The following is a 17007-nucleotide window of genomic DNA, read 5'->3' on the forward strand; positions in this document are numbered from 1 at the left end:
GGGGGATAATCGACGGGTGCCCTTCTCCGATGACGATCTCGAAGCGTTCTATCGCGATGTCGAGGCACGCACGGCGTTCCGCGAGCAACCTCGACGCCGGCGCCGCGCCGGCGTCGACTATCCGGCCTGCCCGACGCCCGACAAACTGCCGTTCGCCTCGCCGGCCGACGCTCGCGAGGGCATCGATCGACTCCGGCGCCACCTCGTCGGTACCGCTCCGGAGCTGCGCTACTACGAGTGCTCCTGCCGCGCTTGGCATATCACCAGCTCGGCGCAACTGATTCATCGACGGGTGCCGCCGGCGCCGGCTCGTCGTCGGAAGGGTAAGAAGAAGCGGTGACGATTCCGCCCGCCGGCCCGCACGCACTCGTCGACCTCGCGAGCGACGACCCGTCGACGACCGCCGAGACCTACCAGCGGTTGCTCGGACGCGAGGTCGGTACGGGCGCCGACGGCCGGCGAGTGGTGAACCTCGGCAACGTCGCACTCTCGATCCGGCCGTCGGCCGGCGAGCCCGACACCCACGACGTGTACTTCACGGTCGACGACATCACGGCGTCCCGGCGTCTACTCGGCCGGCGCGGGTATCCGCTCGCGGACACCGTCCTCGGAGCGCTGGGCGAGACCAGTCCGGTCGGGATCGCCGAACGACACGAGTCCGGAGTCGCCGCCGACGGCGATCTGACCGGCCTCGATCATCTGGTCTTCACCTGTGACAACCGCGATGTCGCCGTCGCGCTGTTCGCCGGCACCTTCGGCCTAGATTTCCGTCTCGACCAGCCGATCGGGCAGGACGCCCGTCAGCTGTTCTTCCGGCGCGACGACCTGATCGTCGAGGTCGTCGCCGCGCCCCGCCCGCCGGCCGACCCGGTGCCGTCGTCGCCGGTCATGCTCTGGGGTGTGGCATGGCGGTCGACCGATGTGGACACGACCCACGCGCGTCTGACGGCCGACGGACTCGATCTCAGCGAGGTCCGCATCGGACGCAAGAAGGGCACGCGGATCTTCACGGTTCGCCACCGCGAACTCGCCACGCGGACCGTGGTCATCGGCCCCGAGGCCGGACCCGACTCGCGTCAGTAGCCGAAATCCGACAAAAGGTGGGTTTTCGGGAACGCCTGCGCTAATCTGACTACGAATGTTGTCGAATTAGTAGTATCCGAGACCGATGTTGGGGGCACCATGACCGCGGTACACGAAGAACGGACAGCGTCCGAACCCGCAGCGAGTGACTTCGTGGCGGGCGAGCCGCTGCTCAACCACCGCGACGACGAGATCGAACTGATCCCGCCGGACTCGCTGACCGCCAAGCTCACCGGCATGTACACGTTCCTCCCGATCAACGGGGCGGCGTTCGTGATGCAGGTGATGCACCCCGTCATCGGCGATGTCGTCGACAAGTATTCAGTCTTCCGCACCGATCCCGTGGGACGTGCGATCCGCTCCGCCGACTCGGTGCTGCGCTGGACCTACGGCGGTCAGGAGGCTCTCGAGGAGGGCAAGCGTCTCCGCAAGCTGCACCAGCCGCTGCAGATGCGCAACTCGGAGGGCAAGCACATCAGTGCACTCAACCCGGAGGCGTACGCCTGGGTGATCGCCACCGCGCTACCCACGATCGAGACCGCCGCGCCGCTGGTGCTGGGCCGGCACTTCACTCTCGAGGAGCGCAAAGAACTCCTGCGGGACAACCGCCGCATCGCCAAGATCGTCCAGGTACCGATGAAGAACTACCCCGAGACCCTCGAGGAGTTCGACGAGTACTTCGACGATTTCATCGAGAACAAGCTCGTCCGGCACCCGGTCGCGCTGGAACTGATCGGTCAGATGCGCGCCGCGCCCGTGGTCCCGAAGTCGGTGCCCAAGGCGTTGCGCCCCGCCGTGAAGAAGGCCGCTGCCACCGCGTCGGTGCCGTTCCAGAACTTCAACTACCTGACCACCGTCGGCGTCATGGATCCGCGGGTGCGCGAAATCCTGGGCCTGAGCTGGTCCGACGCCGAGCAGCGTCACCTCGAGCGGATTCATCGCAATCTGCGATTCGCCTACCGCACCCTGCCGGAGCGGCTGACGTACTTCCCGCTGGCCTATCACGCCCGGCGTCATCACGACGCGATCCAGGCCATGAAGGTTCGCGAGAAGGCAAGCGCTGCCTACCAGTACCACCCCAAAGAGGGTGCGGCGCACCAGGGCTGAGCGCTCCCGGTCGGTCTGGTCACGTCGTCGGGGGCGTGACCAGACCGACGACATGGTCGGCGATCGCCAACGATGACGTGATGCCCGGCGACTCGATACCGAAGAGGTTGACCAGGCCCGCGATGCCGTGTGACAGCGGACCCTGGATCACGAAGTCGCCGGCACCGGCACCCGGTCCGGCGACCTTGGGTCGGATCCCGGCGTAAGCGGGCACCAGGGCATTGGCCGGCAATTGCGGCCAGTACGTGCGGATGGCTCGCTCGAATGCGTCGGCGCGCGCCTCGTCGACGGCGTAGTCGAGTTCCTCCCCGGTAATCGTCTCGTCGGGGGACGGCGTCAGCCATTCGACGTCGGGGCCGAAACGGGCCTCGCCGGCGAGATCCATCGTGTAGTGCACGCCCAATCCGCCGTCGGCGGGGATCGGGTAGACGAGGTGACGGAACGGCGCCCGGACGCCGGACAACCCGAAGTAATTCCCCTTGGCGAGGAAGCGCGGTGGGATCGGGCCGCTGAATCCGGCCAGCGCCCGGGCCACTTCCCACGCGCCGATCCCGGCACAGTTGACGAGCGTCCGGGCGGACGCCGATTCACCGTCCGATGTGTGCACGGTGACGCCGTGTGCGTCGATCTGTCCGCCGATCACCCTGCTGCGCAACGCGATCGCGCCACCGTGTGCCTCCAGGTCACGCACCAGCGCACGCACCACGCCGTCGACGTCGACGATCCCGGTCGACGGTGAGAACAGAGCCGCGACGCCTTCGACTGCCGGTTCCCGGTCGCGCAGTTCGTCCACTCCGATCCGTCGGAGGTCGGAAACGCCGTTGGCCAGACCGTGTCGGAGCAAGACGTCGAGGCGTTCGCTCTGGGTGCCGTCGGTGGCGACGATGAGTTTGCCCGGCCGCGCCCACGAGACGCCGTGCTCGTCGCAGAATCGGGTCAACTGCTCGCGACCGCGGACGCACAGTTCCGCCTTCAGGCTGTCCTCGGGGTAGTAGATGCCGGCGTGGATCACCTCCGAGCTCCGCGAGGTCGTCTGCGCGCCAACCGAATCGGTGGCCTCGAGGACGACGACGTCGCGTCCTCGCCGGGTGAATGCCCGCGCCACCGCCAGCCCGACGATGCCGCCGCCGACCACGAGGCAGTCGACCTCCACACGCTCCGTCGTCGCGTGCTCGGCCCGGTGGATGCGCGTCACCGCTCGTACCTCCTCGTCGCATGTCGTCGAGTTCCGTCGGCCACGGTATCCGGGCAAACCCGGCGGCGTGGGGCAGACTGGGGTGATGCGGTATTCGGAGGTTCTCGCGATCGTGCAGGCCGGTGGACGTGGTTCGCGGATGGAGGTGCTGACCGATCGGCGGGCGAAACCCGCGTTGCCGTTCGCGGGCAACTATCAGCTCATCGACTTCCCGCTCTCCAACCTGCACCACAGTCACATCGACGACGTGTGGTTGTGCGTGCAATACGAGGCCGAGACCATCACCCAGATCGTGGCGGGTGGCCGTCCCTGGGATCTGGACCGTACGAGCGGCGGGTTGCGCGTGGTGATGCCGGAACAGACCGACGCCCCGGAAACCGAAGACGGTTTCGCGACCGGCAACGCCGACCTGCTGTACCGCATCCGCGGCCGCATCGCCGCCCACGCACCGGCCGAGGTCATCGTCATGAGCGCCGACCACGTCTACGACTTCGACTTCCGCGACGCCATCGAGACCCACCGCCGCCATGGCGCCGAATGCACTGTGGTCACCACGACGTGTCCTCTCGACGAGGCTGCGCAGCACGCCACCGTGAAAGCCCGCCGCGACGGGACCGTCCGCGAGTTCCGCTACAAACCCGAACGCGCCACCACGCGCACGATCGCCACCGAGATCTTCGTCTACGACCCGGCCGTGCTCATCGAGGGCCTCGAGTACCTGGAGAGCCGGACGACCGAGGGGTCCCCGAAGGACGACACCGGCCTGGGCGACTTCGGCGAACACCTGGTGCCCTGGTTCGTCGACCGCGGCAAGACGGTCGCCCACGCGATGTCTGGCTATTGGATCGACGCCGGCCGTCCTGAGACCTACCTGCAGGCGCACCGCGACCTCATCGACGGGTCCCTCGACGTCTTCCGCGCCGACCGGCCGATCCTCACCAACCAGCCGCAGCGCCCGGCCGCGCGTATCGAGACCGGGGCGGTCGTCGAGGACAGTCTCGTCAGCAGCGGCGCCCACGTGCACGGAACGGTCCGACGCAGCGTTCTCGGACCGGGGGTGGTCGTCGAAAAAGGTGCGGTCGTGGCCGATTCGGTGATCTTCGGTGACGTTGTCATCGGCGCCGGCGCGTCGGTCGCATGGTCTGTCCTCGACGAACGGGTGCGCGTCGGCCCGAACGCGGTGATCGGCGGGCACCCGCGGACACGCCCGGTCCCGACCGAGAAGATCACGTTGGTCGGGATGGATACGCAGATCCTGCGCGGTGCCCGGGTGGCATTGGGAGACCGCGTCGAGCCGGGTCGCCGCATCCGGTGACCCGGGCCGACCTGTTCGCGACCGCGCGGCACTGGCGGGACCACGATCCGGACCCGTCGACCCGAGCCGTGCTGACCGATCTGATCGACGCGGCCGTGACCGGTGACGTCGCCGCCGCCGACGATCTCGCGGCCCTCTTCCACGGACCGCTGACCTTCGGCACCGCCGGCCTGCGCGGCGAGGTCGGTGCGGGCGAGTCGCGGATGAACGTCGCCGTGGTTACCCGCGCCACGGCCGGTGTCGCGCGGTATCTGCTCGACACGGTCGGTCCCGACGCGCGTGTCGTGGTCGGGTGCGACGCCCGGCACGGATCGGCCGAGTTCTTCGACGCGGCAACCGAAGTGCTTGCGGCGCAGGGGCTCACGGTGTTCGCGCTGCCACCCCGGTTGCCGACGCCGGTCACCGCTCATGCGACGCGTGCGCTCGTTTGCGACGCCGGGGTGATGATCACCGCCTCGCACAACCCACCGGCCGACAACGGTTACAAGGTGTATCTCGGCGGCCGTGCCACCGACGATGCGGGCAGGGGAGTGCAGATCATCTCGCCGGCCGACGCCGACATCGCGGCCCGGATCGCGCAGGCGCCGCCCGCCGACGAAGTGTCCCGCGACCCCGCGGCGGTCATCCACCTCGACGACGAGACCGTGCGGACCTATGTCGAGCGCACCGCGCGGCTTCGACCCGGCGGCGGCCCGTCGCCGGTGCGCGTCGTACTGACGCCGATGCACGGGGTCGGGGGTGCGGTCGCCCGAGACGTGTTGCGGGCCGCGGGAATCGGCGACGTCCACGTGGTGGCGGCGCAGTCCGCTCCCGATCCGGACTTCCCGACGGTGCCGTTCCCGAACCCGGAGGAGCCCGGTGCCCTCGACCTCGCGCTCGATCTCGCACGCGACGTCGACGCGGACGTCGTGATCGCCCTCGACCCCGATGCCGACCGCTGCTCGGTGGCGACGGTCGGTCCCGATGGGCAGTGGCGGCAGCTGACCGGCGACGAGATCGGCGCGCTGCTGGGGGAGCAGGCGGCACGGGATGCGACGCGCCCCGGTGACACCCTGGCGTGTTCGATCGTGTCGAGCCGGCTGCTCGGCCGGGTCGCCGCGGACCACGGGCTGCGGTTCGCCGCGACGCTCACCGGCTTCAAGTGGATCGCCCGGACTTCCAGCCTGCGTTTCGGTTACGAGGAGGCCATCGGCTACTGCACCGACCCCGACACCGTCCGCGACAAGGACGGCATCGGTGCGATGGTCCGGGTCATCTCCCTCGTCGAGGAACTCGGGAAGGACGGCCGCACGCTGACCGACGAACTCGACCGGCTCGCCCGTCGCCACGGCCTGCATGCCACCGCACCGTTGACGATCCGCGTCGAGGACACCGCTCTGATCGGCGAGATGATGCAGCGCCTGCGTTCGTCGCCGATCGAACGACTGGCCGGCTCGCCGGTGGTGGAGAACCGCGACCTGGCACATGGATCCGCTGATCTCCCGCCGACCGACGGCGTCCTGGTGCGGACCGCCGCCGACGACCGCGTCGTCGTGCGTCCCTCCGGCACCGAGCCGAAACTGAAGTGCTATCTGGAAGTCGTCCTCGACTGCCCGGGCGGCGCCGTACCGCGGGACGAGGCCGCACGCCGTCTCGACGCCCTCGGTGCGGACATCTCGGCGGTGCTCGGGGTCTGAGCGCACTACGATCGATCCGTGCCGCGAACCGATTCCGATCAGCGCCTGCGCGACCTGACCCTGCTGCGTCGGGTCCGCGATCGCATCGACCGCGAGTACGCGCAGCCGCTCGACGTCGAGGCGCTCGCGCGCGGGGTGAGCATGTCGGCCGGTCACCTGAGCCGGAAGTTCCGCCAGACCTACGGCGAATCGCCCTACTCGTACTTGATGACTCGCCGTATCGAACGGGCGATGACGCTGCTGCGGCGCGGCGACCTGACCGTCACCGAGGTCTGCTTCGAGGTGGGCTGCTCGTCGTTGGGCACGTTCAGCACCCGGTTCACCGAAATCGTCGGGGTCCCGCCGACGGTCTATCGCGAACAGTCGGCCGACGCGACGGACGGGATACCGGCGTGCCTGGCGAAGAACATCACGAGACCGATCAGGAATCGAGAAGCACAGCGCGGGTGAGACTGCCTAGCCTGATCGCATGAACATCACGATCCAATACACGTTCCTCCCACACACCGACGGCGACGCCGCCCTGGGCTTCTACCGCGACCTCCTCGGTTTCGAACTCCGCAAGGATGTCGGCTACGAGGGCATGCGGTGGCTGACCGTCGGCCCGCCCGGACAGCCGGGCACGTCGATCGTCCTGCATCCGCCGGCTGCCGATCCCGGTATCTCCGAGGAGGAACGACAGACGATCCTCGAGCTGATCGCCAAGGGGAGTTACGGCGCGCTGACGCTGGCGACCGACGACCTCGACGGGCTGTTCGACAAGTTGCAGTCCAGCGGCGTCGACATCGTGCAGGAGCCGATGGATCAGCCGTACGGCGTTCGCGACGCCGCCGTTCGTGACCCGGCGGGCAATCTCATCCGTATCGACCAGGCCGGCTGAGAGATGTGCGGACCCGGTCGATACCCGCCCCCGGAAGCACTCGGCGCGGTCGTCGACCGACAACACCCCGCGGACGTGTCCTCCACCCTGGTTAGATCGACCGGGAGTCCGCGCACCGACCTCGCGGCAACGGACCTCCGGAATGACACGAGCACCCCGAACGCCGACGACCGCCCGCCCGCGGTCGCCACATTGATGGAGAGACGATGAGCCGAACCGCCACCCGTCCCGCACGGAAGGTCGACGCCGTGCGGGCCGACGGCATTCACCCCGCCGATACGCACGACATCATCCGCGTCCATGGCGCCCGGGAGAACAACCTCAAGGACGTCAGCGTCGATCTGCCGAAGCGTCGGCTGACGGTCTTCACCGGGGTGTCGGGTTCCGGGAAGAGTTCACTGGTCTTCAGCACCATCGCCGCGGAATCCCAGCGCCTCATCAACGAGACGTACAGCGCGTTCGTCCAGGGCTTCATGCCGTCGATGGCTCGTCCGGACGTCGACATCCTGGAGGGTCTGACGACGGCGATCATCGTCGATCAGGAGCGGATGGGTGCCAACGTCCGGTCGACCGTCGGCACGGCCACCGACGCCAACGCGATGCTGCGTATCCTGTTCAGTCGCTTGGGAACTCCGCACATCGGACCGCCGCAGGCGTTTTCGTTCAACGTCGCCTCGATCAGCGGGGCGGGTGCGGTGACCATCGAGAAGGGCGGGCAGAAGGTCAAGGAGCGTCGGAGCTTCTCCATCACCGGCGGCATGTGTCCGCGATGCGAAGGACGCGGCGACGTCTCCGACTTCGACCTCACCGCACTCTACGATTCGTCGAAGTCGCTCAACGAGGGCGCGCTGACGATCCCCGGCTACTCGATGGACGGCTGGTACGGCCGGATCTACCGCGGCTGCGGCTTCTTCGACCCCGACAAGCCGATCGCGAAGTACACCAAGAAGCAGCTCAACGACCTGCTGTACAAAGAGCCCACCAAGATCAAGGTCGAGGGCATCAACATCACCTACGAGGGTCTGATCCCGAAGATCCAGAAGTCGATGCTGAGCAAGGATCGTGAGGCGATGCAGCCGCACATCCGTGCCTTCGTCGACCGCGCCATCACCTTCGCGAAGTGCCCGGACTGTGAGGGCACCCGCCTCACCGCCGAGACCCGCTCGTCGAAGATCAAGGGCATCAGCATCGCCGACGCATGCGCGATGCAGATCAGCGATCTCGCCCAGTGGGTCGCCGAACTCGACGATCCGTCCGCGGCCCCGCTGATCACCGCGCTGCGAGACCACCTCAACGCGTTCGTCGATATCGGTCTCGGCTACCTGTCCCTGGAGCGCCCGGCCGGCACCCTGTCCGGCGGAGAGGCGCAGCGCACCAAGCTGATCCGTCACCTCGGTTCGTCGCTGACCGACGTGACCTATGTGTTCGACGAGCCGTCGATCGGTCTGCACCCGCACGACATCACCCGAATGAACGATCTGCTGCGCGCGTTGCGGGACAAGGGCAACACGGTGCTGGTGGTCGAGCACAAGCCCGAGGTGATCGCGATCGCCGACCGCGTCGTCGACATCGGCCCGGGAGCGGGCACCGACGGCGGCACGATCGTGTTCGAAGGCACCGTCGACGAACTGCGGGCCGCGGACACGCTCACCGGGCGCCACCTGGAGGACCGCGCCGCCGTCAAGGACGAAGTCCGCACGCCCAGTGGTCATCTCGAGGTCCGCGGGGCCGACGCCAACAATCTGCGCGATGTCGACGTCGACATCCCGCTCGGTGTGCTGGTCGTGCTCACCGGCGTCGCGGGCTCGGGCAAGAGTTCGTTGATCAACTCGACGGTCGCCAAGGAGGACGGGGTCGTCTCCATCGACCAGAGCGCCATTAAGGGGTCGCGGCGTTCCAATCCGGCGACCTACACCGGTCTGCTCGAGCCGATCCGCAAGGCATTCGCCAAGGCCAACGGCGTGAAACCCGCCTTGTTCAGCGCGAACTCGGAGGGTGCCTGCCCCAACTGCAACGGTGCAGGCGTCGTCTACTCCGACCTCGCGATGATGGCCGGCGTCGCCGCGCCCTGCGAGGTGTGCGAGGGCAAGCGATTCCAGGCCGAGGTGCTCGACTACACCTTCGGCGGCCGCAACATCAGCCAAGTGCTCGAGATGTCGGTCGCCCAGGCGGAAGCTTTCTTCGCCGACGGCGACGCCAAACTCCCGGCGGCGCACAAGATCCTGCACCGGATGGTCGACGTCGGGCTCGGTTACATCAAGGTCGGTCAGCCTCTGACCACCCTGTCCGGCGGCGAACGCCAGCGGTTGAAGTTGGCCGGTCACATGGGGGAGAAGGGCGACGTCTACATCCTCGACGAGCCCACCACGGGCCTCCACCTCGCCGACGTGGAACAGCTCCTCGGACTGCTCGACCGTCTCGTCGACTCCGGGAAGTCGGTGATCGTCATCGAGCACCACCAGGCCGTGATGGCCCACGCCGACTGGATCATCGACCTCGGCCCGGGCGCCGGCCACGACGGCGGCCGAATCGTCTTCGAGGGCACGCCCGCCGACATTGTCGCCGACCGGTCCACGCTCACCGGTGAGCACCTCGCCGAGTACGTCGGTGCCTGACCCGAGCGCGCAGTCGGGCGCGAGCGAGAGCTGCGCCACTGCTCCTTGAGGAGCGGCTCACTGCTTCCTATCCGAAGGAGCGCCCCCACTGCTCCCTATCCGAAGGAGCGCCCCGCCGCTCCCTATCCGAAGGAGCGCCCCGCCGCTCCCTATCCGAAGGAGCGCCCCAACTGCTCCCTGAGGTGCGAGGAGCGATAGCGACGAGAGGGTCCTATAGCTTGTCAAGTGCTCCGAGGTCAGTGGTGAGGTCGCGGAACACTTCGCGGGCGATGTAGCGCTTGAGGCAGCGGAGGATGTCTTTCTTCGTTTTGTGTTCGGCGGAACGTCGCTCGACGTAGGCGCGGGTGGGGGCGTGGGATTTCATGCGTCCGACCGCGATCATGTGCAGAGCACTGTTGGCTTGCCGGTCCCCGCCCCGGTTGAGTCGGTGACGGCTGGTTTTGCCTGAGGATGCCGGTAACGGGGCGGCGCCGACGAGTTTGGCGAACCGTGCCTCGGTGCCCATCCGCTCGACGTTGTCACCGGCGGTGATCACCAGGCGGGCGGCGGTGATCGGCCCGATCTGCGGGCGCGAGAGCAGGGTGGGTACCAGCTTGCTCAGCAGTCGTGTGAGTTCGCGGGCCAAAGACCGGGCTTGTTGTTGGGCGAGTCGGTGTCGGTCGAGCAGCGACCGCGCAGCGCGCACGAACGCCGCGGCCGGCCCGGACAGATCAGCTTTCTCGGCTGGTACCGGCAAGTCTTTGATGAATGCTGCCCGCTTGGCGATGGTGCGGGCCTGGCGCGCTTGATCGGCGTACTCGGCTGGTGCGGTGGTACACAGGTCACGGATCTGGTTACCGATGCGGGTGGCTTCCTCGACGGCCGAAGCCCTTGCCACGGTGAGCATCCGAACAGATTCGACCGCGCCGCGGGTGTCTTTGGCCACCGCGGTCGCGCGGCCGGTGATGACTGCCATCGCTGCGGCGTAGGCATCGAGTTGATCGGTCTTACCGTGGGCGTAGCGGCGCGGCAGATCGGGGGTGTTGACCTCGATCACTCGCACCCCTTCGGCGGTGAGCATCCGGGTCAACCCGGCCCCGTAGGAGGCGCTCGATTCCACTGCGGCATCCTCGACGCGGCCGAAGCCACACGCCCACTGCCACAACTGGGTGTAGCCGGCGGTGGTGGTCGGGAACTCGCGATCGGCCAGCGGGCGGCCGTCGATGGCGACGATCGCGGCGTGGTGGGTCTGTTGATGGGTGTCGACTCCGAGTACGACCACTTGCGTGGTCACTGCTGTCTCAGCCATTCTGGCGGTGTCTCCTTCACTGCGGTGGTGGATGACCTCACCGGGGCGGGTGGACAGGACAGTGAAGAGTCACGGCCTACCAGCCAGACAGGGTCCTAATCAGGTCACACCCGCCCCGGTCCTCACAGGTCACTTGGTGCAGGTGATCGACCGGAGTTCCGGGCCGACACATCTCGCCCATGACAGCACCGTCAGCCACGAAGTAAGTCAGACCCAAACCCGGTCAACCACCCACACCCATTCTCACTGCCACGAAGGGTCCAGCGACCGAGGCTTCCAAACCCTAGGTGACGAGCCTTCTTCCGCTCCCTGAGCCTGGATCCGTGGACGGGTGCGGGGTGTCGATAACGTGAAAATGCCCTCTGAGCTGGAATGATTGGTGGTGTTGAGACACAAAACATTCCAGCTCAGAAGGCACTTTCAGTGAAAGTATCGCACACGTTCTCCGCCGAGTCCGCGGTCTTCGACGACGATAACCTGGTGTCGCACGCCGGGCTGGTACCGGTCATGAGAGTGGCCGAGTCGACCGGGTTGGCCGCATCGCTGGGCGACCGGGTCGATCTCGGTACCACCCAGGTCGCCTCCGCCGGGGCCAACCTCGAGGCGAAACTGTTGACCGTGATCGCCGGATTGTGTTGCGGCGCTGACAGTATCGACGACCTCGGGATGGTCCGCACTGGTGGGCACACCCGCCTGTTCGACCGCGTGTACGCCCCGGCCACGATCGGGCAAATGCTGCGCGAGTTCACCCCCGGGCACGCCCGAGCGCTCAACGCGGTGATGACCCGGACATTGCCGGCGATGTGCGCCACGGCGGGTCTGCTGCCCACCGACGGGTCCCGGGTGTTTGTCGATATTGACTCGCTGCTGCGCCCGGTGTACGGCTACTACAAGGCCGGAGCCTCCTATGGGCACGCCAAGATCGCTGGGCGTGAACTCCTGCGCAAAGGGTTGTCCCCGCTGATCGCCACCCTGTCCGCATCCGGGCATCCACCGGTGATCGGCAACGCCTGGCTACGCGCCGGCCGCACCGCTTCCGGGAGCGGGGCAGCGAGAATGATCGCTGAAACCCTGACCACCGCACGCCGTTGCGGAGCGAGCGGGGAGATCACCGTCCGTGGCGATTCGGCGTATGGCACCGCTGCGGTGATGCGTACCTGTCAACGCCTCGGAGCGACGTTCTCGCTGGTCCTGCGGACCAACACGGCGATCACCCGCGCCATCACCGCGATCGGAGACGACGCGTGGACGCCGGTGCACTATCCCGGTGCGGTCACCGACCCCGTCACCGGCGAACTGATCTCTGATGCCGAAGTCGCCGAGACCTCCTACACCGTGCAACCGGACTCCGCCCAGCCGGTCACCGCGCGACTGATCGTGCGTCGGGTCAAAGCCCACCACCCCGCCGGCACCGACACGTTGATGCCTGCGTGGCGGTACCACTCGTTTTTCACCAACACCACCGACGACACCGTCACCGCCGACCTCACTCACCGCCGCCACGCCATCATCGAAACCGTGTTCGCCGACCTCATCGACGGACCGCTGGCGCATCTGCCCTCCGGACGGTTCGGTGCTAACGCCGCCTGGCTGGCGCTGACCGCGATCAGCCACAACCTGATGCGTACCCTCGCCGCACTCACCGCAGCACCGGCACTGCGTGCCGCGCGGGGCGCTACGCTGCGCCGCACCCTCATCGCGATACCCGCCCGACTAGCGCGACCAGCACGAACACCGGTCCTGCACCTACCCCGCCACTGGCCCACCCAACACGCGTTCACCGCGCTGTGGGCCGCGGTGAACACCACCTGACCTACCAACCACACCCGCCCACCCACCACCAAGGAACCCCAGTGAAAAGGCTGACACAGGTCAGCGAATACCACACGCCCACAACACAATCAGGCGATCACGCGCCCCAACCCCACCCCACCTGAACCCCTTCCACGGATTCAGGCTGAGGTGCGAGGAGCGATAGCGACGAGCCTCGAAGGGTCCAGCAACCAGGCACCCCCAACCGACAGACTTCAACTCGACCTATGGACTTCGATCGAGGTCTACCGGTCGAGTTGAAGTCTGTCGGTCACCAAGGGAGTAGGTTTCGCGCGAGACAGCACAAACGGCGCAGCGCAGCTGACCCTTTCACTACGGCACCCCGCGTGACGCCTTCTCCGCGCGGACCGCGAACGTCCCCGACGGTGTCAGACGCCCGTGGCACCATGTCGGTTGATGAACGACGGGCAAGGTGAGAGTGGATCGTCGCGATCCGTCTCAGGGGTAACCCCTGGGTGCACTTCACAGCTGGTCCCTGCGTCCGACGCCGGCGCGCACGCTTCACGTGCCACACGGCGCCGCTGCACAGTTCTGGTCACCCCACCCGTCGTTCATCATCACGTCAGCTCGCGACGCGACACGACGCCGTGACCGAACCGTTCCTGCAACCGCACCAGGCAGCGGAAGTCGCTGCGGCCTTCTCGCGCACGTATACCGCCTGGACGTGGCCGGAGATCCTGGCGGCAGTGACAGCGGTCCTGCCCGCTGAGGTCACCTCCGAAGTCGCCGCCGGCATCATCGAACTCTCGCCTCACGAACCGCGACATCCCGCGACCGTGATGATCCAGGCCCTCGCGCCGTGGACCCACCCGGCACCCCTCGCCGCTCAACCCGTCGTACTGCACGAACCACGTTCCGCGGGAACGGTGTCCGACGCTCTGCCCGATCTCTACGATGTCGAGCAGTTCGCGCACTGGCTCGACTTCACCGTGCCCGAGCTCGAATGGTTCGCCGACCGCGGCCAATGGCTACGAACGGCGCGCCCGCCGTTGCGTCACTACCGAATCTGGCGGCGTGAGAAGCGGGACGGTGTCCGGGTCATCGAAGCTCCGAAACCCCGTATGCGCGAGACGCAACGGCGCCTGTTGAGACGGTTGGTCGAGCGCATTCCGGCCCATCCCGCGGCGCGCGGCTTCATACCCGGGTCGTCACCGGCTGCTTTCGCCTGGCCGCACACGGACCGTCCCGTGGTGCTGCGCGTCGACCTCCGGCATTGCTTCGAGACGATCACCGTTCCGCGCGTCCGAGCAGTGTTCCGGCAGGCCGGCTACCCTCCGCACATCGCGCGCCTTCTCGCCGAATTGTGCACCACGGCAACGCCTGTGGACGAACTCCGCGGCATCGGTCACACGCACGCAGCTTTCCTCCGGGAACGGCATCTGCCGCAAGGTGCGCCGACCTCGCCCCATCTGGCCAATCTCGTGATGCGGCCGCTCGATCGGCGGCTCGACGGGTACGCCCGCCGTCACGGCCTCCGCTACACCCGTTACGGCGACGACCTCGCGATCTCGGGCGACGCGATGAACGCCGACCGCGCGCTGTGGACCGTGCTCCGCATCGTCGAAGACGAGCGATTCACCGTGCACCCGGAGAAAGTCCGGATCATGCGCAGCCATCAGCGCCAACAGCTCGCCGGTCTCGTCGTCAACGACCGTCCGCAGGTCGCCCGATCCGACTACGACAACCTGCGAGCCCTGCTGCACAACGCCCGCCGACACGGGGCGTCGTCGCAGAATCACGACGAACACCCGGACTTCCGCGCACACGTCTACGGCCTCATCGCGTGGGTGGGTGCGACGGGGGAGACGCGCCGACGCCGGTTGCTGAACATGGCCCGCACCGTCGACTGGGACAGCTGAGAACCTCTGAAGACGGACCAAACGCCCGAACAATCCCGAACCTCACACCGGCTGCGGTTCGCTGTGAGACCACTGTTACCTCGGCCTTCCCCGCAGCGTGCCCAGTCGCAATGCCGGTGCACCAAGGTCCGTGCATGGACAAGCAACTGCTCGAACGCAGCCTGGCACTCGTCGATCTTCCCGACGCGGGCCTCACCGTTCGCTTCTACGAGATCCTGTTCGACCGCTATCCCACCGTTCGCGCCATGTTCGGCCGCGACGCTCGGGCCCAGGCCGAGATGTTGCGCAGCGCCGTCGTCTCGGTCGTGGAGCATCTCGACGACGCCGAGTGGCTGACGACGACTCTGCACACGTTGGGCCGGCGACACGCCGGCCTCGGCGTCACCAGACCGATGTACACGGCGGTCGCGGAATGCATGATCGCCGCGATGAGCGAGATCGGCGGCAAGTCCTGGACCCCGGCCATGACGCTGGCCTGGGACCGCGCGCTCGGCGCGGTCGCGACGATCATGCTCGACGGCTATCCGGATGAGCTCACGGTCGACGCTACGACGGCCGAACGACGCAAACCCGGAGCCGCCTGACCCGCCCTTCGCCCGATCCCGGCGACGGCCGATCACTTCGACTCGCCACGGTCCTATCGACCGACCCCACCGGAGAACGCGCGACCACCCTTCGACTGCCCGACGACCGACGAGTCCGCGTGAGATCCGCGCCGCCCGACTGACCACGGCCCGGCCACCCTGAATCGCACGACCTCCGCGATACGATCCCGCTCGGAAGTGAGGGCTCGTGACTGCTGCTGTAAACCCGCGACGTGCGCTGGATCGATACCTGGGATCAGCCCGGGCCCGGTGGGCGACACTCGCCGTCTTCCTCATCAGTTCGGCGGTCGCCATCGTCGTGCTGCCGAACCAACCGCCGGCTCCCTATCGCATCGATTTTGACGTCTACCGCATGGGCGGACAGGTCCTGCTCGACGGCGGCGACCTGTACGGCATCCTGCCCCGACTCGCGGAAGGCTCGTACCTCCCGTTCACGTATCCACCGCTTGCCGCAGCGCTGTTCTCGATCTTCACGGTCGTCCCACTCGGCCTCGGTCAGGCCCTGTTCACCGCGATCTCCATCGGCTGCCTGCTGGTGGTGTGCCGCATCGTCCTGTCCTGTCTCGTCGAGCGGCCCGCTCACGAGTTGTGGTGGCTCGCAACGGCCGCCGCGACGGTCGGCCTCTGGCTCGAACCCGTCCGCGACACCCTCAACTTCGGCCAGATCAACATCGTGCTGATGACGCTCGTCGTCGTCGACGTACTGCTCGGCCGCGGCAAGTGGTGGAACGGGCTGCTCGTCGGACTCGCCATCTCGATCAAGCTCACCCCCGCGGTGTTCCTGCTGTTCTTCTTCGTCCGACGGGACTGGCGCGCACTCGGCGTGGCCGCGGCGTCAGCGGTCGCCTACGCCGCCCTCGGCCATCTCCTGACACCGAACGACTCGACCACCTACTGGACATCGACCCTCTTCGACACCGACCGCATCGGGAGCCCGCACTTCGCGAACAACCAATCGATCAAGGGTGAGCTCGGCAGACTCGGCATCGAGTCCGACGTCGCGTGGTTCCTCGTCTCGCTGATCGTCGGGCTGTTCATCGCATGGGTCGCGTGGCATCTGCTGTCGGTTGCACCGGCAGGTCCACAGCCGTCCGGGCCGCGCGACGTCGCGGCACTGATGGCAGTCGCGTTCGCCGCGCTGTACTGCTCGCCGGTCGCCTGGGACCACAGCTGGGTCTGGGTGGTCCCGCTGCTTATCCTGCTGACCTTCCTCGCGACCACGCCCGCGGCGTCGGCGATGTGGTGGTGGCTCGTCGGTTCCGGGCTCGTCATCTTCGCCGTCGCGCCGCATCAGCGAATCCCGCAGCGGTACGACGCCGAGTTGTCCTGGGTCTGGTGGCAGCATCTCGTCGGGTCGTCGTACCTGCTCTGGGGTCTGGCGGTGCTGGTCGCGCTGGGGGTCTCGGCTCCCCGCGTGCTGACGTCCCGACGGTCGGCCGACACGCTCGCACAACCTGCGTGAACACCCCGTCTGCAGACCCCCCTTGAAACAGACGCTAAAATCCGTTCCAATGGTGCATAGTGATGTAACGCACATCGGAACAACGGGGA

14 protein-coding genes are annotated in these 17007 nt (G+C 67.4%); 12 read left to right on the plus strand and 2 right to left on the minus strand.

Annotated elements, in window-relative coordinates; translation table 11 throughout:
* The first annotated feature begins 16 nt into the window (after window positions 1-16).
* From QAD21_RS12025 to QAD21_RS12035, 3 genes are all read left to right on the plus strand, one after another.
* Entirely contained in the window at window positions 17-340 is a 324-nt protein-coding gene (locus QAD21_RS12025) for a hypothetical protein (protein WP_137810802.1), read from the plus strand.
* Entirely contained in the window at window positions 337-1083 is a 747-nt protein-coding gene (locus tag QAD21_RS12030; RefSeq protein WP_280359499.1) for a VOC family protein, read from the plus strand. The genes QAD21_RS12025 and QAD21_RS12030 overlap by 4 nt, the downstream gene beginning before the upstream one ends.
* Before the next feature lie 99 nt (window positions 1084-1182).
* Window positions 1183-2190, plus strand: coding sequence for an oxygenase MpaB family protein (locus tag QAD21_RS12035; RefSeq protein WP_058250453.1), 1008 nt, complete (start codon window positions 1183-1185; stop codon window positions 2188-2190).
* Between the two features lie 19 nt (window positions 2191-2209).
* On the opposite strand, the gene QAD21_RS12040 is transcribed toward QAD21_RS12035, so the two are convergent.
* A complete protein-coding gene (locus QAD21_RS12040; RefSeq protein ID WP_280359504.1) occupies window positions 2210-3442 on the minus strand; it encodes an NAD(P)/FAD-dependent oxidoreductase in 1233 nt (410 codons plus the stop codon).
* Between the two features lie 28 nt (window positions 3443-3470).
* Here QAD21_RS12040 and QAD21_RS12045 point away from each other — a divergent pair, with 28 nt between their 5' ends.
* From QAD21_RS12045 to QAD21_RS12065, 5 genes are all read left to right on the plus strand, one after another.
* Complete coding sequence (locus QAD21_RS12045) at window positions 3471-4700, plus strand: sugar phosphate nucleotidyltransferase (protein ID WP_165630078.1); 1230 nt, start codon at window positions 3471-3473, stop codon at window positions 4698-4700.
* Window positions 4701-4711: 11 nt separating this feature from the next.
* Window positions 4712-6376, plus strand: a complete 1665-nt coding sequence (locus tag QAD21_RS12050) for a phospho-sugar mutase (protein ID WP_280361691.1) — start codon at window positions 4712-4714, stop codon at window positions 6374-6376.
* An 18-nt stretch (window positions 6377-6394) separates the two neighbouring features.
* Window positions 6395-6826, plus strand: a complete 432-nt coding sequence (locus QAD21_RS12055) for a helix-turn-helix transcriptional regulator (protein ID WP_280359505.1) — start codon at window positions 6395-6397, stop codon at window positions 6824-6826.
* Window positions 6827-6845: 19 nt separating this feature from the next.
* The gene (locus QAD21_RS12060) at window positions 6846-7256 is read left to right on the plus strand and encodes a VOC family protein (protein WP_058250458.1); all 411 of its coding nucleotides are present in this window, start codon (window positions 6846-6848) and stop codon (window positions 7254-7256) included.
* Between the two features lie 206 nt (window positions 7257-7462).
* Window positions 7463-9871 (plus strand): excinuclease ABC subunit UvrA, encoded by a 2409-nt coding sequence (locus QAD21_RS12065; RefSeq protein WP_280359507.1) that lies wholly within the window; start codon window positions 7463-7465, stop codon window positions 9869-9871.
* 211 nt (window positions 9872-10082) lie between these two features.
* On the opposite strand, the gene QAD21_RS12070 is transcribed toward QAD21_RS12065, so the two are convergent.
* Window positions 10083-11159, minus strand: coding sequence for an IS110 family transposase (locus tag QAD21_RS12070; RefSeq protein ID WP_068971204.1), 1077 nt, complete (start codon window positions 11157-11159; stop codon window positions 10083-10085).
* Window positions 11160-11582: 423 nt separating this feature from the next.
* Here QAD21_RS12070 and QAD21_RS12075 point away from each other — a divergent pair, with 423 nt between their 5' ends.
* The 4 genes from QAD21_RS12075 to QAD21_RS12090 all read left to right on the plus strand — a co-directional run bounded on the left by QAD21_RS12075 (window position 11583) and on the right by QAD21_RS12090 (window position 16918).
* Window positions 11583-12971 (plus strand): IS1380 family transposase, encoded by a 1389-nt coding sequence (locus tag QAD21_RS12075; RefSeq protein WP_205333600.1) that lies wholly within the window; start codon window positions 11583-11585, stop codon window positions 12969-12971.
* A gap of 608 nt (window positions 12972-13579) precedes the next feature.
* Window positions 13580-14851 carry a reverse transcriptase family protein gene (locus QAD21_RS12080; RefSeq protein ID WP_280359512.1) on the plus strand — a complete coding sequence of 424 codons (1272 nt, stop codon included), beginning with the start codon at window positions 13580-13582 and terminating at the stop codon, window positions 14849-14851.
* A gap of 134 nt (window positions 14852-14985) precedes the next feature.
* Entirely contained in the window at window positions 14986-15435 is a 450-nt protein-coding gene (locus tag QAD21_RS12085; protein WP_280359514.1) for a globin domain-containing protein, read from the plus strand.
* 208 nt (window positions 15436-15643) lie between these two features.
* Window positions 15644-16918, plus strand: a complete 1275-nt coding sequence (locus tag QAD21_RS12090; protein WP_280359516.1) for a glycosyltransferase 87 family protein — start codon at window positions 15644-15646, stop codon at window positions 16916-16918.
* Window positions 16919-17007 lie beyond the last annotated feature (89 nt).

The sequence above is a fragment of the Gordonia sp. SMJS1 genome, from assembly GCF_029866425.1.
GTDB lineage: Bacteria > Actinomycetota > Actinomycetes > Mycobacteriales > Mycobacteriaceae > Gordonia > Gordonia hongkongensis.